The sequence below is a fragment of the Rhizobium azibense genome (assembly GCF_004342325.1).
Lineage (GTDB): Bacteria > Pseudomonadota > Alphaproteobacteria > Rhizobiales > Rhizobiaceae > Rhizobium > Rhizobium etli_B.
Genome location: NZ_SMBJ01000008.1, coordinates 321,588 through 343,730 on the forward strand (window position 1 = coordinate 321,588; position 22,143 = coordinate 343,730).

Annotated in this window: 28 protein-coding genes; 19 read left to right on the forward strand and 9 right to left on the reverse strand. The window is 60.7% G+C overall.

Going from position 1 to position 22,143, the window contains the following annotated elements:
• Positions 1-27 precede the first annotated feature (27 nt).
• From rpsN to EV130_RS21650, 14 genes are all read left to right on the forward strand, one after another.
• Complete coding sequence (gene rpsN / locus EV130_RS21585) at positions 28-333, forward strand: 30S ribosomal protein S14 (protein ID WP_074060956.1); 306 nt, start codon at positions 28-30, stop codon at positions 331-333.
• A gap of 12 nt (positions 334-345) precedes the next feature.
• Complete coding sequence (rpsH, locus tag EV130_RS21590; RefSeq protein ID WP_022718381.1) at positions 346-744, forward strand: 30S ribosomal protein S8; 399 nt, start codon at positions 346-348, stop codon at positions 742-744.
• 42 nt (positions 745-786) lie between these two features.
• Positions 787-1,320: a 50S ribosomal protein L6 gene (rplF, locus tag EV130_RS21595; protein WP_022718380.1), complete on the forward strand. Its 534-nt coding sequence runs from the start codon at positions 787-789 to the stop codon at positions 1,318-1,320.
• A gap of 12 nt (positions 1,321-1,332) precedes the next feature.
• Positions 1,333-1,695: a 50S ribosomal protein L18 gene (rplR, locus tag EV130_RS21600; protein WP_074060957.1), complete on the forward strand. Its 363-nt coding sequence runs from the start codon at positions 1,333-1,335 to the stop codon at positions 1,693-1,695.
• 131 nt (positions 1,696-1,826) lie between these two features.
• On the forward strand, positions 1,827-2,396 hold the full coding sequence (rpsE, locus tag EV130_RS21605; protein WP_022718378.1) for a 30S ribosomal protein S5: 570 nt from the start codon (positions 1,827-1,829) through the stop codon (positions 2,394-2,396).
• A 14-nt stretch (positions 2,397-2,410) separates the two neighbouring features.
• Positions 2,411-2,620, forward strand: coding sequence for a 50S ribosomal protein L30 (gene rpmD / locus EV130_RS21610; RefSeq protein ID WP_022718377.1), 210 nt, complete (start codon positions 2,411-2,413; stop codon positions 2,618-2,620).
• 16 nt (positions 2,621-2,636) lie between these two features.
• Positions 2,637-3,110 carry a 50S ribosomal protein L15 gene (gene rplO, locus EV130_RS21615; RefSeq protein WP_074060958.1) on the forward strand — a complete coding sequence of 158 codons (474 nt, stop codon included), beginning with the start codon at positions 2,637-2,639 and terminating at the stop codon, positions 3,108-3,110.
• Positions 3,111-3,346: 236 nt separating this feature from the next.
• Positions 3,347-4,687: a preprotein translocase subunit SecY gene (gene secY / locus EV130_RS21620; RefSeq protein WP_074060959.1), complete on the forward strand. Its 1,341-nt coding sequence runs from the start codon at positions 3,347-3,349 to the stop codon at positions 4,685-4,687.
• Positions 4,684-5,334 carry an adenylate kinase gene (locus tag EV130_RS21625; RefSeq protein ID WP_132661291.1) on the forward strand — a complete coding sequence of 217 codons (651 nt, stop codon included), beginning with the start codon at positions 4,684-4,686 and terminating at the stop codon, positions 5,332-5,334. The genes secY and EV130_RS21625 overlap by 4 nt, the downstream gene beginning before the upstream one ends.
• Before the next feature lie 227 nt (positions 5,335-5,561).
• Positions 5,562-5,930, forward strand: coding sequence for a 30S ribosomal protein S13 (gene rpsM, locus EV130_RS21630; RefSeq protein WP_022718373.1), 369 nt, complete (start codon positions 5,562-5,564; stop codon positions 5,928-5,930).
• A gap of 132 nt (positions 5,931-6,062) precedes the next feature.
• Complete coding sequence (rpsK, locus tag EV130_RS21635; protein WP_022718372.1) at positions 6,063-6,452, forward strand: 30S ribosomal protein S11; 390 nt, start codon at positions 6,063-6,065, stop codon at positions 6,450-6,452.
• A 103-nt stretch (positions 6,453-6,555) separates the two neighbouring features.
• Positions 6,556-7,566, forward strand: a complete 1,011-nt coding sequence (locus EV130_RS21640) for a DNA-directed RNA polymerase subunit alpha (protein WP_022718371.1) — start codon at positions 6,556-6,558, stop codon at positions 7,564-7,566.
• A 45-nt stretch (positions 7,567-7,611) separates the two neighbouring features.
• Positions 7,612-8,034, forward strand: a complete 423-nt coding sequence (rplQ, locus tag EV130_RS21645) for a 50S ribosomal protein L17 (protein WP_022718370.1) — start codon at positions 7,612-7,614, stop codon at positions 8,032-8,034.
• Positions 8,035-8,200: 166 nt separating this feature from the next.
• Positions 8,201-8,545 (forward strand): nuclear transport factor 2 family protein, encoded by a 345-nt coding sequence (locus tag EV130_RS21650; RefSeq protein ID WP_281032146.1) that lies wholly within the window; start codon positions 8,201-8,203, stop codon positions 8,543-8,545.
• A gap of 10 nt (positions 8,546-8,555) precedes the next feature.
• Here the strand turns inward: EV130_RS21650 and msrQ are convergent, their stop codons facing one another.
• Together msrQ and msrP are read right to left on the reverse strand one after the other, a co-directional pair.
• Positions 8,556-9,212 (reverse strand): protein-methionine-sulfoxide reductase heme-binding subunit MsrQ, encoded by a 657-nt coding sequence (msrQ, locus tag EV130_RS21655; protein ID WP_132552197.1) that lies wholly within the window; start codon positions 9,210-9,212, stop codon positions 8,556-8,558.
• Entirely contained in the window at positions 9,212-10,159 is a 948-nt protein-coding gene (msrP, locus tag EV130_RS21660; protein ID WP_074060962.1) for a protein-methionine-sulfoxide reductase catalytic subunit MsrP, read from the reverse strand. Before msrP ends, msrQ begins: the two co-directional genes overlap by 1 nt.
• Before the next feature lie 330 nt (positions 10,160-10,489).
• On the opposite strand from msrP, the gene ilvD reads away from it, so the two are divergent.
• The gene (gene ilvD / locus EV130_RS21665; protein WP_132552198.1) at positions 10,490-12,328 is read left to right on the forward strand and encodes a dihydroxy-acid dehydratase; all 1,839 of its coding nucleotides are present in this window, start codon (positions 10,490-10,492) and stop codon (positions 12,326-12,328) included.
• A gap of 93 nt (positions 12,329-12,421) precedes the next feature.
• Here the strand turns inward: ilvD and EV130_RS21670 are convergent, their stop codons facing one another.
• On the reverse strand, positions 12,422-12,772 hold the full coding sequence (locus tag EV130_RS21670) for a lysozyme inhibitor LprI family protein (protein ID WP_132661293.1): 351 nt from the start codon (positions 12,770-12,772) through the stop codon (positions 12,422-12,424).
• Positions 12,773-12,804: 32 nt separating this feature from the next.
• Positions 12,805-13,179 carry a YkvA family protein gene (locus EV130_RS21675; protein WP_074060965.1) on the reverse strand — a complete coding sequence of 125 codons (375 nt, stop codon included), beginning with the start codon at positions 13,177-13,179 and terminating at the stop codon, positions 12,805-12,807.
• 117 nt (positions 13,180-13,296) lie between these two features.
• Here EV130_RS21675 and EV130_RS21680 point away from each other — a divergent pair, with 117 nt between their 5' ends.
• Positions 13,297-14,700 (forward strand): DegQ family serine endoprotease, encoded by a 1,404-nt coding sequence (locus tag EV130_RS21680; RefSeq protein WP_074060966.1) that lies wholly within the window; start codon positions 13,297-13,299, stop codon positions 14,698-14,700.
• On the forward strand, positions 14,697-16,013 hold the full coding sequence (locus tag EV130_RS21685; RefSeq protein ID WP_132552199.1) for a replication-associated recombination protein A: 1,317 nt from the start codon (positions 14,697-14,699) through the stop codon (positions 16,011-16,013). The genes EV130_RS21680 and EV130_RS21685 overlap by 4 nt, the downstream gene beginning before the upstream one ends.
• Positions 16,014-16,029: 16 nt before the next feature.
• Here the strand turns inward: EV130_RS21685 and EV130_RS21690 are convergent, their stop codons facing one another.
• The 3 genes from EV130_RS21690 to EV130_RS21700 form a co-directional block, all read right to left on the reverse strand.
• On the reverse strand, positions 16,030-16,335 hold the full coding sequence (locus EV130_RS21690) for a DUF1883 domain-containing protein (protein WP_132661296.1): 306 nt from the start codon (positions 16,333-16,335) through the stop codon (positions 16,030-16,032).
• Positions 16,336-16,736: 401 nt separating this feature from the next.
• Positions 16,737-17,735, reverse strand: a complete 999-nt coding sequence (locus tag EV130_RS21695; RefSeq protein WP_074060969.1) for a ketopantoate reductase family protein — start codon at positions 17,733-17,735, stop codon at positions 16,737-16,739.
• Positions 17,736-17,834: 99 nt separating this feature from the next.
• Positions 17,835-18,053: a hypothetical protein gene (locus EV130_RS21700; protein ID WP_132552200.1), complete on the reverse strand. Its 219-nt coding sequence runs from the start codon at positions 18,051-18,053 to the stop codon at positions 17,835-17,837.
• 198 nt (positions 18,054-18,251) lie between these two features.
• Between EV130_RS21700 and ftsZ the strand changes: the two genes are divergently transcribed.
• On the forward strand, positions 18,252-19,271 hold the full coding sequence (gene ftsZ / locus EV130_RS21705; protein WP_132552201.1) for a cell division protein FtsZ: 1,020 nt from the start codon (positions 18,252-18,254) through the stop codon (positions 19,269-19,271).
• 61 nt (positions 19,272-19,332) lie between these two features.
• Here ftsZ and EV130_RS21710 read toward each other — a convergent pair whose 3' ends face one another.
• Positions 19,333-20,178, reverse strand: a complete 846-nt coding sequence (locus EV130_RS21710) for an oxidoreductase (RefSeq protein WP_132552202.1) — start codon at positions 20,176-20,178, stop codon at positions 19,333-19,335.
• Between the two features lie 128 nt (positions 20,179-20,306).
• Here EV130_RS21710 and EV130_RS21715 point away from each other — a divergent pair, with 128 nt between their 5' ends.
• Positions 20,307-21,194 (forward strand): LysR family transcriptional regulator, encoded by an 888-nt coding sequence (locus EV130_RS21715; RefSeq protein ID WP_132552203.1) that lies wholly within the window; start codon positions 20,307-20,309, stop codon positions 21,192-21,194.
• Positions 21,195-21,416: 222 nt separating this feature from the next.
• On the opposite strand, the gene EV130_RS21720 is transcribed toward EV130_RS21715, so the two are convergent.
• Positions 21,417-22,010, reverse strand: a complete 594-nt coding sequence (locus tag EV130_RS21720) for a carboxymuconolactone decarboxylase family protein (protein ID WP_074060974.1) — start codon at positions 22,008-22,010, stop codon at positions 21,417-21,419.
• Between the last annotated feature and the right edge of the window lie 133 nt (positions 22,011-22,143).

The window sequence follows — 22,143 nt, forward strand, 5'->3', positions numbered from 1 at the left end:
ACGACGAGCGTAGAAAAGGAACCTGACATGGCGAAGACAAGCGCAGTTGAAAAGAACAAGCGCCGCCGTACTGCGGTCGCAAATCAGGCTGCCAAGCGCGCAGCCCTGAAGGCGATCATCATGAACCAGTCTCTTCCGATCGAAGAGCGGTTCAAGGCCTCGATCAAGCTGGCATCCCTGCCGCGCGATGGATCGAAGACCCGCATTCGCAACCGTTGCGAAGTATCGGGCCGCCCGCGCGCGTACTACCGCAAACTGCGCATGTCGCGTATCGCGCTGCGTGAACTGGGCAATCTCGGCAAGGTGCCGGGCATCGTCAAGTCGAGCTGGTAAGGAGCAGGTTAGATGACAATGACTGATCCGTTGGGCGATATGCTCACTCGCATCCGCAACGGCGCTTCCCGCCGCAAGTCGTCGGTTTCGACGCCTGCGTCCAAGCTCCGTGCACGCGTTCTCGATGTCCTGCAGTCCGAAGGCTACATCCGTGGCTATTCCGTTGTCGATTTCGGCAATGGCAAGTCGGAACTCAGCATCGAGCTGAAGTACTACGAAGGCACATCGGTGATCCGCGAGATCGGCCGTGTGTCCAAGCCGGGCCGCCGGGTTTATGTCTCGGTCAAGTCCATTCCGCAGGTCGCGAACGGTCTCGGCATCACCATCCTTTCGACCCCGAAGGGCGTGATGGCCGATCACCAGGCTCGCGAACAGAACGTTGGTGGCGAGGTTCTTTGCTCTGTCTTCTAAGACAGGGCAGAAACCTCCATTGCGAACAGACAGGATTTAAAAATGTCTCGTATCGGTAAGAAGCCCGTTCAGGTACCTGCTGGGATCACGGCTACGGTCGATGGCCAGAAGGTTACTGCAAAGGGCCCGAAGGGCGAGCTGTTCTTCGTCGCAAACGACGAAGTCGGCGTAAAGCTCGAAGATAACGCGGTCGTGGTCACGCCGCTCAACCAGACCAAGGATGCTCGCGCAAAGTGGGGCATGTCCCGCACGATGATCGAGAACATCTTCAAGGGCGTCAAGGACGGTTACGAGCGCAAGCTCGAAATCAACGGCGTTGGTTATCGTGCGTCCATGCAGGGTAAGAACCTGCAGCTGGCTCTCGGTTTCAGCCACGACGTGGTCTATGAGCCGCCGGTCGGGATCTCGATCGCTGTTCCGAAGCCGACGGAAATCGTCGTCACCGGCATCAACAAGCAGCAGGTCGGCCAGGTCGCCGCCGAAATCCGCGAATATCGCGGTCCCGAGCCCTACAAGGGCAAGGGCGTGAAGTATGCTGACGAGCGCATCGTCCGCAAAGAAGGCAAGAAGAAGTAAGGATCACGCGAAATGGCTAGCAGGAAAGAAGCACTTGCACGTCGTGCCAACCGCGTGCGCCGTCAACTCAAGGCGGTGGCCAATGGCCGTCCGCGCCTGTCGGTTCATCGCTCCTCGAAGAACATCTACGCACAGATCATCGATGATGTGGCCGGCAAGACGCTTGCGGCTGCCTCCACGCTCGATAAGGATCTGCGCGGTTCTCTGAAGACCGGTGCCGATACCGCGGCAGCTGCCCTCGTCGGCAAGCTTGTCGCAGAGCGCGCCTCCAAGGCAGGCGTCAAGGAGGTCGTATTCGACCGTGGCGCCTTCATCTATCACGGCCGCATCAAGGCACTTGCCGAAGCGGCCCGCGAAGGCGGTCTGACCTTCTAAAGAGGTTTCCGGCCGCGCGTCTTTTGACGGCGGCCGGATTTTCACCGGGCCGCAAACGCTTCCTTACGGGAGACTGATGCGGTCCTCGTTTATTTGCCGATTGCACCCGGAAAAGAAAAAGGAAGAGGACAATGGCACAGGAAAGAAGGGGTTCTCGCGAAGATCGCCAGAGCCGCGAAGAGCGCGACAGCGAATTCGTCGACAAGCTTGTCGCGATCAACCGCGTCGCCAAGGTTGTTAAGGGTGGCCGCCGTTTCGGTTTCGCCGCTCTCGTCGTCGTCGGTGACCAGAAAGGCCGCGTAGGCTTCGGTCACGGTAAGGCACGCGAAGTACCCGAAGCGATCCGCAAGGCTACGGAAGCCGCCAAGCGCGAGCTGATCTTCGTTCCCCTGCGTGAAGGCCGCACTCTGCATCACGACGTCCATGGCCGCCATGGCGCCGGCAAGGTTCTGCTGCGCTCGGCCAAGGTCGGTACCGGCATCATCGCCGGCGGTCCGATGCGCGCCGTTTTCGAAACGCTCGGCGTTCACGACGTTGTCGCCAAGTCGACCGGTTCCTCGAACCCGTACAACATGGTTCGCGCAACCTTCGACGCCCTGAAGCACCAGGTTCACCCGAAGGACATCGCAGCTCAGCGCGGCATCAAGTATGCTACGCTTCAGGCTCGCCGTGCCGCCTCCGGCAACGCCTCTGAAGAATAAGAGGAGTCTGACCCATGGCTAAGGCTACCAAGAAGACCGAAGCGAAGACGGTTACCGTCGAGCAGATCGGCAGCCCGATTCGCCGGCCGGCTGTACAGCGCCAGACGCTGATCGGCCTCGGCCTCAACAAGATGCACCGGACCCGCACCCTGGAAGATACGCCTTCCGTTCGCGGCATGATCCGTGCTGTCCAGCATCTCGTTCGCGTCGTCGACGAGAAGTGAGACGGAGGTTATCATCATGAAACTCAATGAAATCAGAGATAACGAAGGTTCGACCCACAGCCGCAAGCGCCTCGGCCGCGGTATCGGTTCGGGCTCGGGCAAGACCGGTGGTCGCGGTGTGAAGGGTCAGAAGTCCCGTTCCGGCGTCGCCATCAACGGTTTTGAAGGCGGTCAGATGCCAATCTACCGCCGTCTGCCGAAGCGCGGCTTCACGAACATCTTCAAGGCGGACTTCGTCGTCGTCTCTCTCGCACGCATCCAGGCTGCGATCGACGCCGGCAAGCTCGACGCCAAGGCGACTGTCGATGCCGCAGCCCTCAAGGCCGCCGGTGTGATCCGCCGTGCCAAGGACGGCGTTCGCGTTCTCGCCGACGGCGAACTGAAGGCAAAGATCAAGCTCGAAGTCGCAGGCGCTTCCAAGCCCGCCATCGAGAAGATCGAAAAGGCCGGTGCTTCGATCACGCTTCTTTCTGCCGCAGCGGCAGAATAATAATCTTATGATATGTCGCCCGGGGTGGCTTCACACCGGGCGATTTTGCTCCCATATGTGGGCCTCACAAGAATCTGCATCGTTGCACCTCCGCAGCATGCCGGTTTTGACGAAATCAAGGGTGAGGCATTGGTTGCGCCAGCAATCCGTCCGTAGCCCGATTGTGAATAATTTGAATACTGATTCCGGGTCCGGCACTCGCACGAAGCGCCCGAATTGGTAGCGCGGAGAATCGCATGGCGTCTGCAGCGGAACAATTGGCTTCCAATCTAAGTTTTTCGACCTTCGCCAAAGCCGAGGATCTCAAGAAGCGACTGTGGTTCACGCTTGCAGCTCTCCTCGTCTATCGTCTTGGAACGCACATTCCGCTTCCGGGCCTCAATCCCGAAGCCTATGCCCAGGCCTTTCGCGGCCAGGCGGGCGGCATTCTCGGCCTCTTCAACATGTTTTCGGGTGGCGCCGTCGAGCGCATGGCGATCTTCGCGCTCGGCATCATGCCCTATATCTCCGCTTCGATCATCGTACAGCTGATGACTTCGGTCGTGCCGGCGCTCGAGAACCTGAAGAAGGAAGGCGAGCAGGGCCGCAAGATCATCAACCAGTACACCCGATACGGCACCGTGCTGCTCGGCGCGCTGCAGGCCTATGGCATTGCGGTCGGCCTTGAAAGCGGCAGCGGCCTCGTGGTCGATCCGGGCTGGTTCTTCCGTATTTCCACCGTCATCACGCTGCTCGGCGGCACGATGTTCCTGATGTGGCTCGGCGAGCAGATCACCTCGCGCGGTATCGGCAACGGCATTTCGCTGATCATTTTCGCAGGCATCGCTGCCGGTCTTCCGAGCGCACTTGCCGGCACGCTCGAACTCGGCCGCACCGGTGCGCTTTCGACGTCGCTGATTCTCGCCGTCATCGTGATCGCGATGGCCGTTATCGCCGTCATCGTCTTCGTCGAGCGCGCCCAGCGCCGGCTGCTGATCCAGTATCCGAAGCGTCAGGTCGGCAACCGCATGTTTCAGGGCGATACGTCGCACCTGCCGCTGAAGCTGAACACCTCGGGCGTCATCCCGGCAATCTTCGCCTCGTCGCTGCTGCTTCTGCCTGCGACCGTGGCGGGCTTTGCAAACACGACGTCGCTGCCGTCCTGGGCGACGGCGATCGTTGCGGCGCTCGGCCACGGCCAGCCGCTCTATATGCTGCTCTATGCGGCGCTGATCGCCTTCTTCGCCTTCTTCTACACGGCCATCGTCTTCAATCCGAAGGACACGGCCGACAATCTGAAGAAGCATGGCGGCTTTATCCCCGGCATCCGTCCAGGCGAGCGCACCGCCGAATATATCGATTTCGTCCTGACCCGCATCACGGTCATCGGTGCGATCTATCTCGTCTTCGTCTGCATCCTGCCTGAGATCCTCGTGTCGCAAACGGGCATCCCATTAGCCCTTGGTGGTACTTCGCTTTTGATCGTGGTTAGCGTAACTCTTGATACGGTGGCTCAGATCCAGGGTCATCTGATTGCACAGCAGTACGAAGGCCTGATCAAGAAATCGAAGTTGCGTGGAGGAAAGAGGGGGCGATGAGACTCATACTTTTGGGGCCGCCGGGTGCGGGCAAGGGTACCCAGGCCCAGCGGGTCGTGGAGAAGTACGGCATTCCGCAGCTTTCCACGGGTGACATGCTTCGTGCAGCCGTTCACGCTGGAACCGAGGTCGGCAATCGGGCCGATGCCTTGATGAAGGCAGGCAAGCTTGTCCCCGACGAAGTCGTCAACGCCATCGTCTCCGAGCGCATCGATCAGCCCGACTGTGCAAACGGCTTCATCCTCGACGGTTTTCCCCGGACGCTCGTCCAGGCGGATGCGACGGAAACGATGCTTCGCGCAAAGGGCCTCGACCTTTCCGTCGTGATCGAGCTGAAGGTCAATGACGACGAACTCATTCGCCGTGTTGCGGGGCGCTATTCATGCGCACAATGCGGCAGCGTCTACCACGACACCGACAAGGCTCCGGAACGCGAGGGTGTGTGCGACAAGTGCGGTTCGACGCATTTCAAGCGCCGGCCGGACGACAACCCGGAGACGATGACGGCGCGGCTTCAGGTCTATTACAAGGAAACTTCTCCGTTGATCGGCTATTACTACGCCAAGGGCAAGCTCAAGAGCGTGGACGGCATGGCCGACATAGATCACGTCACCGGCGAGATCGAAACCATCCTTTCGAAGCTTTAAGGCTTTGAAAATAAACTTGGCGGGACCGGTTGCCTTTCAGCGCTGATTCCGCTAAACACCGCGCCAACTCGCGATATTCGATGCGATCGGCGCGGATTTCCCAAAGGAAGTCCGGGTTCGGTCGTTTTGACATGTTACGAACCCAAATTTGAACGAGCGGCCCTTCGGAGGGCGGCATAATCGAAGCCCTCTTGCCTGATGGCAACTGGAACTCAAGGAGAATAGGCGTGGCACGTATCGCTGGCGTCAACATCCCGACTGCGAAGCGCGTCGTTATCGCGCTGACCTACATTCACGGGATCGGTTCGAAATTCGCACAGGAAATCGTCGAGAAGGTCGGAATCCCGGCTGATCGCCGCGTGCACCAGCTCACGGACGCTGAAGTTCTTCAGATCCGCGAAACGATCGATCGCGACTATCAGGTCGAAGGTGATCTTCGTCGCGAAACCTCGATGAACATCAAGCGTCTGATGGACCTGGGCTGCTACCGCGGCCTGCGTCATCGCCGCGGCCTGCCGGTTCGCGGTCAGCGCACGCACACAAATGCCCGCACCCGCAAGGGTCCGGCAAAGGCGATCGCTGGTAAGAAGAAGTAATTTCCGGGAAACCGGGAGTTGGAGGCTGGCGGTCTGCGCCGGCCTCTTTTGAGTTTGGGGCGGAGCTTTAGGGCGCCGTTCCGGTGTAGCCGCTGGCATTACGGCGGTGAGGATATCCAAGAAAGGGATACAATGGCCAAGGAAGCCGTCCGCGTTCGCCGTCGCGAACGTAAAAACATTTCGTCGGGTGTGGCTCACGTCAACTCGACCTTCAACAACACGATGATCACCATCACTGACGCGCAGGGCAATGCCATCGCCTGGTCGTCCGCCGGTGCCAAGGGCTTCAAGGGTTCGCGCAAGTCGACCCCGTTCGCGGCCCAGATCGCTGCTGAAGATGCTGCCAAGAAGGCGCAGGAACATGGCATGAAGTCGCTGGAAGTCGAAGTTTGCGGTCCAGGTTCTGGCCGTGAATCCGCTCTGCGCGCGCTCCAGGCTGCCGGTTTCATGATCACGTCCATCCGCGACGTGACGCCGATCCCGCACAATGGCTGCCGCCCGCGCAAGAAGCGCCGCGTCTGATCATCGCCACTCACAACACCGGTGAGCGTCTTGTCGACGCTCCCGGTGCTTCTCAAGCTCGGTTGCCACGATTGGATGGTGGCAACGAACGGAAGGCAAAACTATGATTCAGAAGAACTGGCAGGAATTGATCAAGCCGAACAAGGTCGAGTTCTCTTCGAACTCGCGCATCAAGGCGACGCTCGTTGCAGAGCCGCTGGAGCGCGGTTTCGGCCTGACCCTCGGCAACGCGCTTCGTCGCGTTCTGCTCTCCTCGCTGCGCGGCGCCGCGGTGACGGCCGTGCAGATCGACGGCGTGCTGCACGAATTCTCCTCGATTCCGGGCGTCCGCGAAGACGTGACGGATATCGTGCTCAACATCAAGGAAATCGCCATCAAGATGGATGGCGATGACGCAAAACGCATGGTCGTGCGCAAGCAGGGCCCTGGCGTTGTAACGGCTGGCGACATCCAGACGGTCGGCGATATCGAGATCCTCAACCCCGAGCATGTCATCTGCACGCTCGACGAGGGCGCCGAAATCCGCATGGAGTTCACCGTCAACAACGGCAAGGGCTACGTTCCGGCCGAACGCAATCGTGCGGAAGATGCTCCGATCGGCCTGATCCCGGTCGACAGCCTTTATTCGCCGGTCAAGAAGGTGTCCTACAAGGTTGAAAACACCCGCGAAGGACAGGTTCTCGACTACGACAAGCTGACGATGACCATCGAAACCGATGGTTCCGTTTCCGGCGAAGACGCCGTCGCTTTTGCGGCGCGCATCCTCCAGGACCAGCTTGGCGTCTTCGTCAACTTCGACGAGCCGCAGAAGGAAGCCGAAGAAGAAGCAGTTACCGAACTCGCTTTCAACCCGGCACTCCTCAAGAAGGTAGACGAACTCGAACTGTCGGTCCGCTCGGCAAACTGCCTGAAGAACGACAACATCGTCTACATCGGCGACCTCATTCAGAAGACCGAAGCAGAAATGCTCCGCACGCCGAATTTTGGTCGCAAGTCGCTGAACGAAATCAAGGAAGTTCTCGCTTCTATGGGCCTGCATCTCGGCATGGAAGTGCCCGCATGGCCGCCTGAGAACATCGAAGATCTCGCCAAGCGGTACGAAGACCAGTACTAACCATCAAACGGCGGGCGAGATGCCTGCATGTGAAGGAGAATAGCAATGCGCCACGGTAAAGCCGGCCGCAAGCTGAATAGAACCGCAAGCCACCGCAAGGCGATGTTCGCCAACATGGCGGCTTCGCTCATCACGCATGAGCAGATCGTGACGACCCTGCCCAAGGCAAAGGAAATCCGTCCGATCGTTGAGAAGCTCGTTACCCTGGGCAAGCGGGGCGACCTGCACGCTCGCCGTCAGGCGATCTCGCAGATCAAGGACGCCGCAGTCGTTTCGAAGCTGTTCGACACGATCGCTTCGCGCTATGCAACCCGCAACGGCGGCTACCTGCGTATCATGAAGGCCGGCTTCCGCCAGGGCGACAACGCCGCACTCGCCGTCATCGAGTTCGTTGACCGCGACACCTTCGCCAAGGGCGCAGCCGACAAGGCACGCACCGCCGCCGAAGAGCAGGCTGTCGCTGCCTGATATTGTCCGGTTCACCGGAAGCAGAACAGCCGGGCTGATAAGCCCGGCTGTTCTTGTTTGTAGCCTCTGGTCGTGTTTGGAGGCTGATGACGCTATCTGAAGCTGGCGATTTCAACGCGGGGATAGGGGTCATGGAAAGATTGCCGAACTGCTGAGCGAGATCCGGATTCTCGAAGAGGCGCTTCACCGCCCCGACATCCGCCGCTCAAGAACAGCACTAGAAAAGCTGCTTTCCGAGGACTTTTTAGAGTTCGGCAGTTCCGGAGCGATCTATCGCCGTAAGGAGATCATCGATCTTCTCGTGCGGGAAAGCGACAGCGAAGATCCTGGCGAATTGCTGGCCTACGATTATTCGCTCACCATCATATCTTCGGACGCGGCTTTGTTGACCTATCGAACTCGCCGCACAAGAGGGGATGGATTTGAGCGACATGTTTTGCGCAGCTCAATTTGGAAGCACTCGGAAACCGGATGGCAAATGCTGCTTCATCAAGGGACCGTGATAGGCTGATGCTGCAGGCTCAAGCTGCGGTCGCCGCCGCCCGGCCGGCTTGCCGTCCTTGCCCGCGTTTCCTGCTGCGGGCGATCGGTCGCCAGGAGCGGTAGAGGATCAGCAGGATCAGCAGGCCGACATAGATGTATTGCTCGAGGCCGAGGACCTTGGTCGAGAGGGCGAAGTGCAGTGCGCCGCAGGCTGCCACGATGTAGACGAGGCGGTGCAGGCGGACCCAGTTCGGCCCGAGGCGGCGGATCGAGAAATTGTTGGATGAGAGCGCAAGTGGAATGAGCAGCGTCAGCCCCGCCATGCCGAACATGATGAAAGGCCGTTTCACGACATCATCGATGACAGCTTGGATGATCAATGCCTGGTCGAGCACCATGTAGACGGTGAAATGCATCGCCACATAGTAGAAACATAGAAGGCCGAGGGAACGGCGGTAGCGCAGATAATTCCAGCCGAAGAGTTCGCGGGCAGGGCTGACGGCGAGCGTCAGGATCAGGAAGCGGATCGCCCATATGCCGAGGAGCAGTTCGAAGGTCTTCACCGGATCTGCGCCGAGGCCGTCGGTGGCGCCGAGGTAGAAATACCAGGCAGCAGGCAGAAGCCCCGCCACGTAGAGCAGCCACACGGATGCCGGCTGCCAGCGTTTCGCAAGCCTAAGGGAAAAATCCGTCATCAGAAATTCGCCTTCAGGTCCATACCGGAATAGAGGCTTGCGACCTCATTGGCGTAACCATTGAAGGGCAGCGTCGGATGGCGGCTGGCGCCGAAGAAGCCGCTTTCGCCGATGCGCCGTTCGCTTGCCTGGCTCCAGCGAGGATGATCGACCGCCGGATTGACGTTGGCGTAGAAGCCGTATTCCTGCGGATTGGTGACCTGCCAGGTGTTCTTCGGCTGCTGGTCGGTGAGCGTGATCTTCACGATCGACTTGATGCCCTTGAAGCCGTACTTCCACGGCACGACAAGGCGGATCGGCGCACCGTTCTGGTTCGGTAGCGTTTCTCCATAGAGCCCGACGGCAAGCAGCGTCAGCGGGTGACGGGCCTCGTCGAGGCGCAGGCCCTCGACATAAGGCCATTCGAGTGACTGGAAGAGGCCTTTCTGGCCCGGCATCTCCTCCGGCCGGACGACGGTTTCGAAGGCGACGTATCTGGCGCTGCCCAGCGGCTCCACCTTGTCGAGCAGGGCTGCCAGCGGGAAGCCGTTCCATGGGATCACCATCGACCAGGCTTCGACACAGCGCATGCGGTAGACGCGCTCCTCGATCGGAAACTCCTTGATCAGTGCCTCGATATCGAAGGTGCCCGGTTTGCCGACCATGCCGTCGACCTTGACGGTCCAGGGCAGAGGCTTGAAGTCGCCGGACAGGGCTGAGGGATCAGCCTTGTCGAGGCCGAATTCGTAGAAGTTGTTATAGGTCGTCACATCCTTCAGCGGCGTGGTCTTTTCATCGACCTTGTACTTGCTCTCAATGACGGAAAGTGCCGCAGCGCTCGCCTTGCCTGCCCCATAGAGCGCCATGGCGCCGAGCGTTGCAGCCCCAAGCAACTCGCGGCGGCGGAGATAGACCTGGCGCGGCGTGACCTCCGTGGAGGGGATCTTTGGCGGATGATAAGCCGGCATTTCGAAATCCTCCTGGGCCGGGAACGGCCCGTTATCTCGGTAAACGCATCAGCAGCGTCTTTGGATGACTGTGTAGGCCTTGAAGATTGCTTTCGGGAAGCCAATTTTTTGTGTTCGGGTGTGATGGAATAGCCTGTAACAAAAGCCTACGATCCACCGTATATGTCCGATGCGCGCAAATGGGCGGCGTACCGGATTTGCAGTTGCCGGTAGTGACAGCCCCGGCCGATTGGATTAGGACAATTCCAAAATGCAGCGGCTGCCCGGCCTGCAAGCTTTCTTGCCGTTCCGCATCGTCCGCGCAATTTCCGCAGATCAAGGAAGAAACCGATGCCAGCTTACCGTTCCAGAACCACGACTCACGGCCGCAACATGGCGGGCGCGCGCGGCCTTTGGCGCGCAACGGGCATGAAGGACTCGGATTTCGGCAAGCCGATCATCGCGGTGGTGAATTCCTTCACCCAGTTCGTGCCGGGCCACGTGCATCTGAAGGATCTCGGCCAGCTGGTCGCCCGCGAGATCGAAGCGGCCGGTGGCGTTGCCAAGGAATTCAACACGATCGCCGTCGACGACGGCATCGCCATGGGCCATGACGGCATGCTCTATTCGCTGCCGTCGCGCGAACTGATCGCCGACAGTGTCGAATACATGGTCAACGCCCATTGCGCCGACGCCATGGTCTGCATCTCGAACTGCGACAAGATCACCCCCGGCATGCTGATGGCGTCTCTGCGCCTCAACATCCCGTCGGTCTTCGTTTCCGGCGGCCCGATGGAAGCCGGCAAGGTCGTGCTGCAGGGCAAGAAGCATGCGCTCGATCTGGTCGATGCCATGGTTGCCGCCGCTGACGACAAAATCAGCGACGAGGATGTACAGACGATCGAGCGCTCGGCCTGTCCGACCTGCGGCTCGTGCTCGGGAATGTTCACGGCCAATTCCATGAACTGCCTGACCGAAGCGCTCGGCCTGTCACTGCCGGGCAACGGCTCGACGCTTGCAACTCATGCCGACCGCAAGCGCCTCTTCGTCGAGGCTGGGCACCTGATCGTCGATCTTGCCCGCCGCTACTACGAGCAGGACGACGTCAAGGCGCTGCCGCGCACGATCGCTTCCAAGCAGGCCTTTGAAAACGCCATGGCACTCGATATCGCCATGGGCGGCTCGACCAATACCGTTTTGCACATCCTGGCTGCCGCCCATGAAGGCGAGGTCGATTTCACGCTCGCCGACATCGACGCGCTGTCGCGCCGCGTGCCGTGCCTTTCCAAGGTGGCGCCGGCCAAGGCCGACGTGCACATGGAAGACGTCCACCGCGCCGGCGGCATCATGTCGATCCTCGGGGAACTGGACAAGGGCGGTCTGCTGAACCGCGACTGCCCGACCGTTCATGCCGAGACCCTGGGTGACGCTATCGACCGCTGGGATATCACCCGCACCAGCAGCGAAACGGTTCGCGACTTCTACCTCGCGGCCCCCGGCGGCATTCCGACGCAGGTCGCCTTCAGCCAGAGCGCGCGCTGGGAAGAGCTCGATACCGACCGGGAAAAGGGTGTCATACGCTCGGTCGAGCATCCGTTCTCAAAGGATGGTGGCCTGGCTGTCCTCAAGGGGAACCTCGCGCTCGACGGCTGCATCGTGAAGACGGCGGGCGTGGATGAATCGATCCTGAAATTCTCCGGTCCGGCCAAGGTCTACGAAAGCCAGGATGCTGCGGTCAAAGCAATCCTCAGCAACGAGGTCGTCGCGGGCGACGTCGTCGTCATCCGCTACGAAGGGCCGAAGGGCGGCCCCGGCATGCAGGAAATGCTCTATCCGACGAGCTATTTGAAGTCGAAGGGCCTCGGCAAGGCGTGCGCGCTGATCACCGACGGCCGCTTCTCCGGTGGCACCTCCGGCCTCTCGATCGGCCACGTTTCGCCGGAAGCGGCGAACGGCGGCACGATCGGCTTGGTGCGCCCCGGTGACATGATCGATATCGACATCCCGAACCGCACGATCAGCCTGCGCATCAGCGATGCCGAACTTGCGACCCGCCGTTCCGAACAGGAAGAGCAGGGCTGGCATCCGGCCGAACATCGCAAGCGCAATGTCACGACGGCGCTGAAAGCCTATGCGGCTTTCGCCACGAGCGCGGACCGCGGCGCGGTGCGCGACCTGGGCGGCCGCTGAGGAACTGCAAGGCTCAATCAGGAGACGCGCCTTGCGGAATTGGGGCGCCGTCTCGTCCGTCTCTGTGCCTTAAAGAACGCTGAGCAGGCGCGGCTATAGCGGCCGGTTGACGTTCTTGTAGGTCTCGCCGAGCTGTTTTATCCGCTCGTCATAGGCGGCCTTGATGCAGGCGGCATCAGCCCCGCATTCCTGCCGCTTCTTCAGCCAGGCCGTTTGCTCGTCCTGCAGCGTGCCGCGCGAGCCCATGGCGAGCAGGCCGGAAAGGAGATCGAACGTCGTCGTCATCTTCACGTCGGCGTCATTGAGCTCGCGGTTGCCGCAGATTACCTTTTCGTCCGGCTTCAGCTCCTTTGCATCGCAGTCGAAGCTCGCGGCAGGGGCGACGCCAGAGCTCAGACATGCCGCGGACAAGGCAAGTATGGCAAGGATGAGGGAACGTCTCATGCAAATTGTCCTGCTTTCGGGGAGGTGGCGCCTCAAAGGAACGCCAGTACCAGAAAGATGAAGCAGAAAATCCAGACGGCAAGGACGAAAAGGAGCCCCGCTCTGCTAGTGGCCGGATGGTTGGCGCGCAATGCGGCCTCCTTGCGGAGTTCGGCCATGATTTTTGGCGGGACGAGCTTGACGGCCAGCCAGATGCCGAGCGGCACGATGACGAGGTCGTCGAGATAGCCGAGGACGGGCACGAAATCCGGGATCAGATCGATAGGAGAAAGCGCATAGGCCGCCACTGCTGCGGCGGTCGCTTTTGCAAGCCACGGAACGCGTGGATCGCGGGCGGCAAGCCACAATGCGGAAATGTCACGCCTCAGTGACTTCGCCCATGTTTTCGCTTTTGATATCAGTTCCATGCCGCAAGTTCCTCACGTGCTTTCAAACCTGCCTTATTCCTTCATGCTTCCGCCCTCTTTCCTTTCTAACGTCCAGCGCTACAACACTTTCTCAATACGAATTCAGAAGGGAATCCGATGCAAGGCCTGTTGAAACGCGCTTCCATTTCGCTCTTTGCGCTGGTCGTCGCTTTGCCGTTCGGCGCAGATGCGCAGGACGCGAAGATTGTGCCGCAAAGCCGGGCGGAGCTGCAGCTTTCCTTCGCGCCGCTTGTCAAGCAGACATCAGGCGCCGTGGTGAACGTCTATGCAGAGAAGTTCATCCAGCGCCAATCTCCTTTCGCAGGCGACCCTTTCTTCGAGCAGTTCTTTGGCCAGCAAATGCCGAATCGCACCGAGAAGCAATCCTCGCTCGGCTCCGGCGTCATCGTTGAAGCAAACGGCACAGTGGTGACGAATAACCACGTCATCGAGGGCGCGGACGACATCAAGGTGGCGCTGTCGGACGGCCGCGAGTTCCCGTGCAAGGTCGTGCTGCGTGACGATCGGCTCGATCTTGCGGTGCTGAAGATCGACGCCAAGGCGAGTTTTTCTACGCTGACGATCGGCAACTCGGATGCCGTCGAGGTCGGCGATCTCGTGCTTGCGATCGGCAATCCCTTCGGCGTCGGCCAGACGGTGACGAGCGGGATCGTTTCAGCGCTGGCGCGCAATCAGGTAGTCAAAAACGAGTTCGGCTTCTTCATCCAGACCGACGCGTCGATCAATCCCGGCAATTCGGGTGGTGCGCTGATGAACATGAAGGGTGAACTGATCGGCATCAATACGGCGATCTTCTCGCGCGGCGGCGGCTCGAACGGAATCGGTTTCGCTATCCCCGCCAACCTGGTAAAGGTGTTTCTGGCATCGGCCGACGCTGGCGTGAAGTCGTTCGAACGCCCCTATGTCGGCGCCACCTTTGACGCGGTCACCTCCGAGGTTGCCGAGGCGCTTGGTCTCGACAAGGCACGCGGCGCACTGATCGTGAAAGTGACGGATGGCGGTCCTGCATCCAAGGCGGGTCTGAAAGCCGGCGAGATCGTCACGGCGGTGAACGGCGTTCCGGTCGAGCATCCCGACGCACTTCTCTATCGCCTGACCACGGCAGGTCTCGGCAGCTCCGTGAACCTGACCGTGGCCGAGAATGGCGGCGAGCAGCAGGTGGCGCTGAAGCTCGACCGGGCGCCGGAAACCTCGCCGCGCGACCAGCGTACCATTGGCGGGCGCACGCCCTTCACCGGAACTGTCGTCGAGAACTTGTCGCCGCGCGTTGCCGACGATCTGCGCATGCCCACGGAATCGACCGGCGTCGTCGTTGCCGATGTGCAGGATGGCTCACCTGCAGCGCGTCTCGGTTTCGAGCCGAAGGATATCATCGTTTCGATCAATGGCGTACCGGTACAAACAACTGAGGAGCTGGAACAGATGGCCGACGCCGACCCGGGGTTCTGGCGCGTCGAGATCGAGCGCGACGGCCAGCGGATAAGGCAGTTCTTCCGATGAGTGACGATCTCTTCGCACCGCGTGTTCCTGAGGAGGTCGCCAACAGGCGGCCTCTTGCCGATCGGCTCCGGCCGCAGACGATTGGCGAAGTCACCGGCCAGGAACATCTGACGGGCGAAGACGGCGTGTTGCGCCGGATGATCGCGAGCGGTTCGCTTGGGTCCATGATCTTCTGGGGGCCGCCCGGCACCGGCAAGACGACAGTTGCCCGGCTGCTTTCGGGTGAAGCAGGCCTCGCCTTCGAACAGATCTCGGCGATCTTTTCCGGCGTCGCCGACCTCAAGAAGGTTTTCGACGCCGCGCGCCTGCGCCGCATGGACGGCCGGCAGACGCTGCTTTTCGTCGACGAAATTCATCGCTTCAATCGCGCCCAGCAGGATAGTTTCCTGCCGGTCATGGAAGACGGCACGATCATCCTTGTTGGTGCCACCACAGAGAACCCGTCCTTCGAGCTCAACGCTGCTCTCTTGTCTCGCGCTCGCGTGCTGACCTTCAAATCCCATGATGAAGAAAGCCTGGAAGAACTGCTGAAGCGCGCCGAGACGGCCGAAGGCAAGGTGCTGCCGCTGACGGCGGACGCACGCGCCAGCCTCTTGCGCATGGCAGACGGCGACGGCCGTGCGGTACTCACGCTTGCCGAGGAGGTCTGGCGCGCCGTCCGCGACGGTGAGACGTTCGACACCGAAGCACTGACGCGCATCGTGCAGCGCCGTGCTCCGGTCTACGACAAGGCACAGGACGGCCACTACAACCTCATTTCCGCGCTGCATAAGTCCGTGCGCGGCTCCGATCCGGATGCAGCGCTCTACTATCTCGCTCGCATGTTCGATGCCGGCGAGGACCCGCTCTATCTCGGGCGACGGCTGGTGCGCATGGCGGTAGAGGATATCGGACTTGCCGATCCACAGGCGCTGGTCATCTGCAACGCCGCCAAGGACGCCTATGATTACCTTGGGTCACCGGAAGGTGAATTGGCGCTCGCGCAGGCCTGCGTCTATCTGGCGACCGCCCCGAAATCCAATGCCGTCTACACGGCATTCAAGGCCGCCACGCAGGCGGCAAAAGCAAACGGCTCGCTGCTGCCGCCGAAGCATATCCTGAACGCGCCGACCAAGCTGATGAAGGGCGAAGGTTACAGCGAGGGCTATCGCTACGACCACGACGAGCCCGACGCCTTTTCGGGCCAGGATTATTTTCCGCAGAAGATGGGGCGCCAGACCTTCTACGATCCGCCGGAGCGCGGCTTCGAGCGCGATATCCGCAAGCGGCTGGAATATTGGGCAAAGCTCAGAAAAGAGCGCAATCCGCGCTAATTGCCGCCGGTGACTTCTATGACGCCTGCTTCTGGCCCGCCGGCGCGGCGATCACCTTCACTGCGGATTCGGAAAGCCCGTGATGGCCTTCCATGTCCACGACCAGGTGCCAGTTTCCGCTTTCGGGAATGGCGAGCCTGATGGGTGATTTCTTGGCAACTCCGCCGATATACTTGAAATCGAGAACCTCGGTGAATCGCTGGTAGTTCGGCGCCGTCATGAGCCGCACATTGTTCACCGCTTTCAGCGTCACCTCGATGACGGTTCCGGCGCGCTGTTCGTGAAGATCATAATGGGTAAAGCGGAAGTTCGGTTTCGGCATCGGTCTTTGCGGATTGAGATGTCTCTTGCCGCTAATGTAGGGGACGCCGGTTAAGGAAGAGTTGGGCTGCGCGTGGGTGTGAAGCGCCGGACGCTCCCGCTCTGAAACAGCGGGAGGTCAGCGCTTCGGGCATCTGAGCTCAAGACAACTGCCAGAGGTCTACGATGACGATGTAGAGTTCGACCAGGCCAGCACGAGGCCGAAGATCGCCAGGATTTGCGCCCTGGGACGTTCGCGCGTCTGGCGCACTCCGGTCTTGTGGCCAAATAAAAAGGGCGGAAACATCAGACGCAGCGCTCACCTTTGCATGATGACACAAAAGGTGGCGCCGATGCGGATAGGAAGTCCATTGTCGCTCACGGGTAATGGATATTGGAACGCTCCGGCGGGAGCCGCACAGTCTATCGCTGGTTTTCGCGATCGAGCTGCGAGACCAGCGCAAGTACCGTTTCGCACACCGGTGTCGGCACCGACACAAGCCGTCCCAGCGTGACGATCACGCCGGTCAGGGGCGCGATTTCGAGCGGCTTTCCGGCCAAAAGATCCTGCAGCATGGAGGTGCGCACTGCGCCTACGTGCCGGGATTGCTCGAGCCGCTCTTCGATGGTGGTGTCAAAGCGGGCACCAAGCGCGCGGCCGACGGTACGCACTTCGGTCATCACCTTGCCGACGGTTTCGGCAAGCGGCGGATTGGCCATGATGTCGGTCATCAGGGCTCGCGTCAGGGCGCTGATCGGATTGAAGGCGGCGTTGCCGGTGAGCTTGTTCCAGATTTCGTCGCGGATGGCTTGCGTGGCCGTAATACTGAGGCCGGCGCGGGAGAGAAGCGCAGCGATCGCTTCGAGGTCGGCGGATGGTTCGCCGGAGGGCTCGCCCAGGATGAAGCGGCCATTGTTCGAGAGTTTCACCTGACCGGGATTGATCACTTCCGCGCCCTGATAGGCAACGCAGCCGATCACGCGTTGCGGACCGATCAGGCGCCAGAGCCGGCCTCCCGGGTCGAGTTCCTCCAACTGAAGCTCGGCATACGGGCTTTGCCTGTCGCGGTGAAAATACCACCACGGAATGCCGTTCAAGATCATGACGACCCGCGTGCTGTCCTTCAGCAGGTTCGCGATGCCTTCGGCTGCCGCGCCAAGCTGGTGGCCCTTAAGACCCGTAACGATCAGATCCTGTGGTGGAAGCGCCGATGGATCATCCGTTGCGGTGATGTGGGCATTGATCGGCGTTTCGGAGCCGGCTTCGAAAAGATCAAGGCCGTTCTTCTTCATAGCGTCGAGATGGGCGCCTCGCGCCACCACGGAAATCCTCGCTCTGGTGCCGAGTCCGGCTGCAAGTTTCACCGCCATGGCACCGCCAAGCGCGCCGGCGCCATAGATACAGATGGTCGTAAAAGGCATTGGGTGGGCTCCGCGATCATTGCTGTCGCGCAAGACTTAGGACGCGCTCGCGCGATGGCGAGCGAAATTATCGCTTACTGAACCGCTATTTGACGCCTCTTAATGGGAGGTGACGTCCGCAACAAGCTCATTGCGGCGGAGCTCATCGATCGCGGTTACGGCATCCTCTGCCGACCATCCGGCGCGGATAGCAGCGGCGATGATTTTCACCTCAACTTCCTGCTCCAGAGCCAGAAAGAGCGGCTCCAGCGCTTCCTGGACTGTCAGAATATGCTCGCGCGGCGAGGCGATAGTCTGGCTTGCGGCTGACAAGGGCATCTCAGCAGTTCTCCTCCCGTCGAATTATGCATGAATCAAAACAACTATGCCACCAGGAAAAAAGTTCCATGGGGTCTTTCACAACGCATACGGCTTGTTCTTTCGCCCTGCCTCTGCCTTGTTGCTCGCTTAGCCTGACACTCGATTCGGTTTGCCGCAACGAGGGCGGGACGAGAGATGGCATCAAAGGAGAATATGATGACGGACGCCAAGAGCGGGATTTCGGGATTGCGGCCGCGGATCACGGTGATCGGCGTTGGCGGCGGCGGCGGCAATGCGATCAACAATATGATTTCCGAGAATCTGGAAGGTGTCGATTTCATCGCCGCCAATACGGATGCCCAGGTGCTGGCGACCTCCAAGGCGTCGCGCCGCATCCAGCTCGGCGCACACGTGACAGAAGGGCTCGGTGCCGGATCTCTGCCGGAAGTCGGCCGTGCAGCGGCCGAAGAATCGATCGACGAGATCATGGATCACCTTGCAGGCTCGCATATGTGCTTCGTCACCGCCGGCATGGGTGGCGGCACGGGCACGGGTGCTGCGCCGGTGATCGCGCATGCGGCACGCTCCGCCGGCATCCTGACGGTCGGCGTCGTCACCAAGCCCTTCACCTTCGAAGGCAACCGGCGTCTGAGGACGGCAGATATCGGCATCGAAGCGCTGCGACAGGCAGCCGACACCGTGATCGTTATTCCGAACCAGAATCTTTTCCGCATCGCCGATGCGAAGACCACCTTCGCCGACGCCTTCATGACCGCCGACCGCGTGCTCTTTGCCGGTGTCGGCTGCATCACCGACCTGATCGTCAAGGAAGGCCTGATCAATCTCGACTTCGCCGACGTCAAATCGGTGATGCGCGGCATGGGACGGGCGATGATGGGAACGGGTGAGTCATCCGGCGACGAGCGTGCGCTGAAGGCAGCCGAAGCGGCGATCGCCAATCCCTTGCTCGACGACATCTCGATGAAGGGCGCCAAGGGAGTGCTGATCTCGATTTCCGGCGGTTCGGACATGACGCTCTTCGAAGTGGACGAGGCCGCAAGCCGCATCCGCGACGAAGTCCAGGACGACGCCGACATCGTCGTCGGCGCCATCTTTGACCGCAATCTCGACGGTAAGTTCCGCGTGTCCGTCGTCGCAACGGGCCTCGACGCTGAGCTCGCCGCATCTGCACCGGATGCCGTTGCAAAGCAGATCCATACGCGCACGCTTCAATAAGACACGATTTCGCTCCGCCTCGGCTTTTCCGCAGGCGGAGCGAATTACTGGCACAGTCCGGTCAAGCGGCCGCGTCTGCTTGAAAATCCGTCGAGACGGCGAGTTCGCGCCATTCGGCAAGTTCCTTGGAAACGCTCGCGTTCTGCTCCTCGATCTTTGCGACAGTATCGCTGCCGAAGGGCATGCGCAGCGGCGGGTTTGCCGCGTTCGCAAGAGTGATTATGCCGGCTGCCAACCTTGTCGGATCGCCCGGCTGGGCATGGTTTGCATCGGCTGCGAAATCGCGCATCTTGCCAGCCGGCGTGTCGATATAGTCCGAAATCGAGGCCGGGCTTATCGCCAGCGAGTTGTCGGCGAGGAAATCGGTGCGGAAGAAGCCGGGCTCGACGATCGTCACCTTGATACCGAAGGGTTCGAGTTCGGCGGCCAGGGACTCCGACAGGCCTTCGACGGCGAACTTGGTCGAACCATAAACGCCCCAGCCTGGATAGCCGAAATAACCGCCGATCGACGAAAAGTTCAGGATGTGTCCCGAACGCTGCCGGCGCATATAGGGCAGGACGGCGCGGGTGACCTTCAGGAGGCCGAAGACGTTGGTGGCGTAAAGTCTTTCGACTTCCTCGGCGGTTGCTTCCTCCACGGCGCCGAGCAGGCCGTAACCCGCATTGTTAGCGAGTACGTCGATGCGGCCGAAGCGTTCGACGGCTTTTGCCGCGGCCTCCTCCGCTTGTCCCTCATTGGTGACGTCAAGGGCGGCGGCGACAAGGTTCGGGTGGTCGCCGAATGTGTCGGTGACGTTCTTTGGATTTCGGGCTGTGGCGACGACCGCATCGCCGGCTGCAAGTGCTTCCTTCGTCATCAGCGCGCCGAAGCCGCGGGATGCACCAGTGATGAACCAGACTTTCATGACACGTTCCTTTCAAGCTCTCAGATCCTTCGTGCCTGCATCTTTGTGCCGACGGGAGGAGTTTGACCGAAAACGCGCTACTGTATAAGATTCGTTATTATCGAAACTATGATGAGTGACATTCAGCAATGCACGCCACCCAGCTTTCCGAACTCGCAACTTTTGCCGCCGTTGCGCGGCACCGGAGCTTCAGAAAGGCGGGCGAGGAGAGGGGCGTGACGGCCTCCGCCGTTAGCCATGCGGTTCAAAACCTCGAGGACAGGATCGGCCTGCGGCTTTTGAACCGCACGACGCGCAGCGTCTCGCTGACGGAGGCGGGCGAACTGCTCAAGTCGCATCTCGATCCGGCCTTCGGTGAGATCACCGCAGCGCTCGATGCGCTCAATCGCTTTCGCGACACGCCCTTCGGCAAGGTCAGGATCAACGTTCCGAATTCGATCGCGCCTTTCGTGATCGGCCGGGTGATAGGCCCGCTGCTCGAAAAGAACCCGAACCTGCAGCTCGAAATCAGTGCCACGGACCGCCTGGTCGATATTGTCGAGGAGGGTTTCGACGGCGGGATAAGGTTTGGGGAGCGGGTGACGGAGGGCATGATCGCCTTGCGCATCAAGGCGCGGCTGCGCTTGGTGGTCGTCGGCTCGCGCGCTTATTTCGAGCGGCGGCCGAAGCCGGTGACACCGCACGACCTGAAGCGTCATCTCTGCATCCAGAACATGTTTCCCTCCGGTGCACGTTACCCATGGGTTTTCGAGAAAGACGGGCAGGCGGTGACCTTCCACCCGGCAGGACCGCTTTCGCTCGACGACCACGAGCTGATGACCCAGGCGGCCCTTGGCGGTGTGGCGCTCGCCTATGTCTGGGAAGACCGCGTGGAGAAGATGATTGCGGCCGGCGAACTCATTCAGGTGCTCGACGACTGGTGCCAGCCGGAAGAGCCGCTCTACCTCTACTACCCCAGCCGCCGCCACATGCCGGCAGGGTTCAGGGCACTGATCGAAGCGATGAAGGCGGAATAGCCCCGGCGTTCCGGGGCACGACCTGGACCTCGTCAAGTCAGCTGGCGAGCTTCGAAAGCGCCGTGGGCCAACCCTTACCGCACCAATGCCAGCTGTCCTTTTCCTTGGGTTTCCCTGATGCCATTTTCGTCCTTCCCTTATCGGGCAAGGAAGCTGGGAAAGATCACTCGCTGGCTCCAGCCAGATGAGTGGGATAAAGCGATAGCGCGATTTAAGGTTTCGTCAGGCGAGCCCCGTGACCGGGCGGCCCACGGTGAGAGCCTTGCGCAGACTGGGGTCGAGCCGTTCTGCATAGACGTGGTCCGGTGCCGCACCCAGCGCATCCAGCATCTTCGAGAAGAAGCAGCGGGCCGCCGCCGCCGCGGTGATGTCGAAGATCTCTGCGTCGGTGAGCTGGTGCTTTTTCAATCCGTCGACATCCTGCTGCGTCACCGAGGTCGCGTCGCGCACCACTTTGGCGGCAAAGGCCATGACGGCGCGCTCGACGGCATCAATCGGCGCCTTTTCCGTGTCGTTGGCAACGGCAGCCAGCCCGTCATTGGTAAAGCCCTCGCGCAACAGCACAGAACCGTGCGCCAGCATGCAATACGAGGATTTGAGCTCCTTTGCCGCCGCCAGCGTCACCAGTTCGTAGCGCCTGGGGCTCATGTGACTGCGGATGCTCGATAGCAGGGCACCCCAGTTCTCCATCACCTCGGGCCGGTGCCCGAAGGCGCGGTACATGTTTGGCAGATAGCCGTAGTTCGATTCGGCGGACGCGTACATGGACGCGGTCTTGTCGCTGGCGGACGCATCGGGGGTGTGGATGAAGGGCATGACGTAATCCTCCTCTATGATGCATCAAGGATAGGCGGAAAAATGCGGACGGCAATCTGCGGCACGGTCTTTGTGTGGGCCGGCGTGCCTTGCCGTTCGGCCGAGCTCCAAATTGCAGGGTCCGCCGCCCGCC

Bases quoted from the DNA above. Each gene is read 5' to 3' on its own strand.
- rpsN (WP_074060956.1), top strand. From the start codon at position 28: ATGGCGAAGACAAGCGCAGTTGAAAAGAACAAGCGCCGCCGTACTGCG.
- rpsH (WP_022718381.1), top strand. From the start codon at position 346: ATGACAATGACTGATCCGTTGGGCGATATGCTCACTCGCATCCGCAAC.
- rplF (WP_022718380.1), top strand. From the start codon at position 787: ATGTCTCGTATCGGTAAGAAGCCCGTTCAGGTACCTGCTGGGATCACG.
- rplR (WP_074060957.1), top strand. From the start codon at position 1,333: ATGGCTAGCAGGAAAGAAGCACTTGCACGTCGTGCCAACCGCGTGCGC.
- rpsE (WP_022718378.1), top strand. From the start codon at position 1,827: ATGGCACAGGAAAGAAGGGGTTCTCGCGAAGATCGCCAGAGCCGCGAA.
- rpmD (WP_022718377.1), top strand. From the start codon at position 2,411: ATGGCTAAGGCTACCAAGAAGACCGAAGCGAAGACGGTTACCGTCGAG.
- rplO (WP_074060958.1), top strand. From the start codon at position 2,637: ATGAAACTCAATGAAATCAGAGATAACGAAGGTTCGACCCACAGCCGC.
- secY (WP_074060959.1), top strand. From the start codon at position 3,347: ATGGCGTCTGCAGCGGAACAATTGGCTTCCAATCTAAGTTTTTCGACC.
- EV130_RS21625 (WP_132661291.1), top strand. From the start codon at position 4,684: ATGAGACTCATACTTTTGGGGCCGCCGGGTGCGGGCAAGGGTACCCAG.
- rpsK (WP_022718372.1), top strand. From the start codon at position 6,063: ATGGCCAAGGAAGCCGTCCGCGTTCGCCGTCGCGAACGTAAAAACATT.
- EV130_RS21640 (WP_022718371.1), top strand. From the start codon at position 6,556: ATGATTCAGAAGAACTGGCAGGAATTGATCAAGCCGAACAAGGTCGAG.
- rplQ (WP_022718370.1), top strand. From the start codon at position 7,612: ATGCGCCACGGTAAAGCCGGCCGCAAGCTGAATAGAACCGCAAGCCAC.
- msrQ (WP_132552197.1), bottom strand. From the start codon at position 9,212: ATGACGGATTTTTCCCTTAGGCTTGCGAAACGCTGGCAGCCGGCATCC.
- msrP (WP_074060962.1), bottom strand. From the start codon at position 10,159: ATGCCGGCTTATCATCCGCCAAAGATCCCCTCCACGGAGGTCACGCCG.
- ilvD (WP_132552198.1), top strand. From the start codon at position 10,490: ATGCCAGCTTACCGTTCCAGAACCACGACTCACGGCCGCAACATGGCG.
- EV130_RS21670 (WP_132661293.1), bottom strand. From the start codon at position 12,772: ATGAGACGTTCCCTCATCCTTGCCATACTTGCCTTGTCCGCGGCATGT.
- EV130_RS21675 (WP_074060965.1), bottom strand. From the start codon at position 13,179: ATGGAACTGATATCAAAAGCGAAAACATGGGCGAAGTCACTGAGGCGT.
- EV130_RS21680 (WP_074060966.1), top strand. From the start codon at position 13,297: ATGCAAGGCCTGTTGAAACGCGCTTCCATTTCGCTCTTTGCGCTGGTC.
- EV130_RS21685 (WP_132552199.1), top strand. From the start codon at position 14,697: ATGAGTGACGATCTCTTCGCACCGCGTGTTCCTGAGGAGGTCGCCAAC.
- EV130_RS21690 (WP_132661296.1), bottom strand. From the start codon at position 16,335: ATGCCGAAACCGAACTTCCGCTTTACCCATTATGATCTTCACGAACAG.
- EV130_RS21695 (WP_074060969.1), bottom strand. From the start codon at position 17,735: ATGCCTTTTACGACCATCTGTATCTATGGCGCCGGCGCGCTTGGCGGT.
- EV130_RS21700 (WP_132552200.1), bottom strand. From the start codon at position 18,053: ATGCCCTTGTCAGCCGCAAGCCAGACTATCGCCTCGCCGCGCGAGCAT.
- ftsZ (WP_132552201.1), top strand. From the start codon at position 18,252: ATGACGGACGCCAAGAGCGGGATTTCGGGATTGCGGCCGCGGATCACG.
- EV130_RS21710 (WP_132552202.1), bottom strand. From the start codon at position 20,178: ATGAAAGTCTGGTTCATCACTGGTGCATCCCGCGGCTTCGGCGCGCTG.
- EV130_RS21715 (WP_132552203.1), top strand. From the start codon at position 20,307: ATGCACGCCACCCAGCTTTCCGAACTCGCAACTTTTGCCGCCGTTGCG.
- EV130_RS21720 (WP_074060974.1), bottom strand. From the start codon at position 22,010: ATGCCCTTCATCCACACCCCCGATGCGTCCGCCAGCGACAAGACCGCG.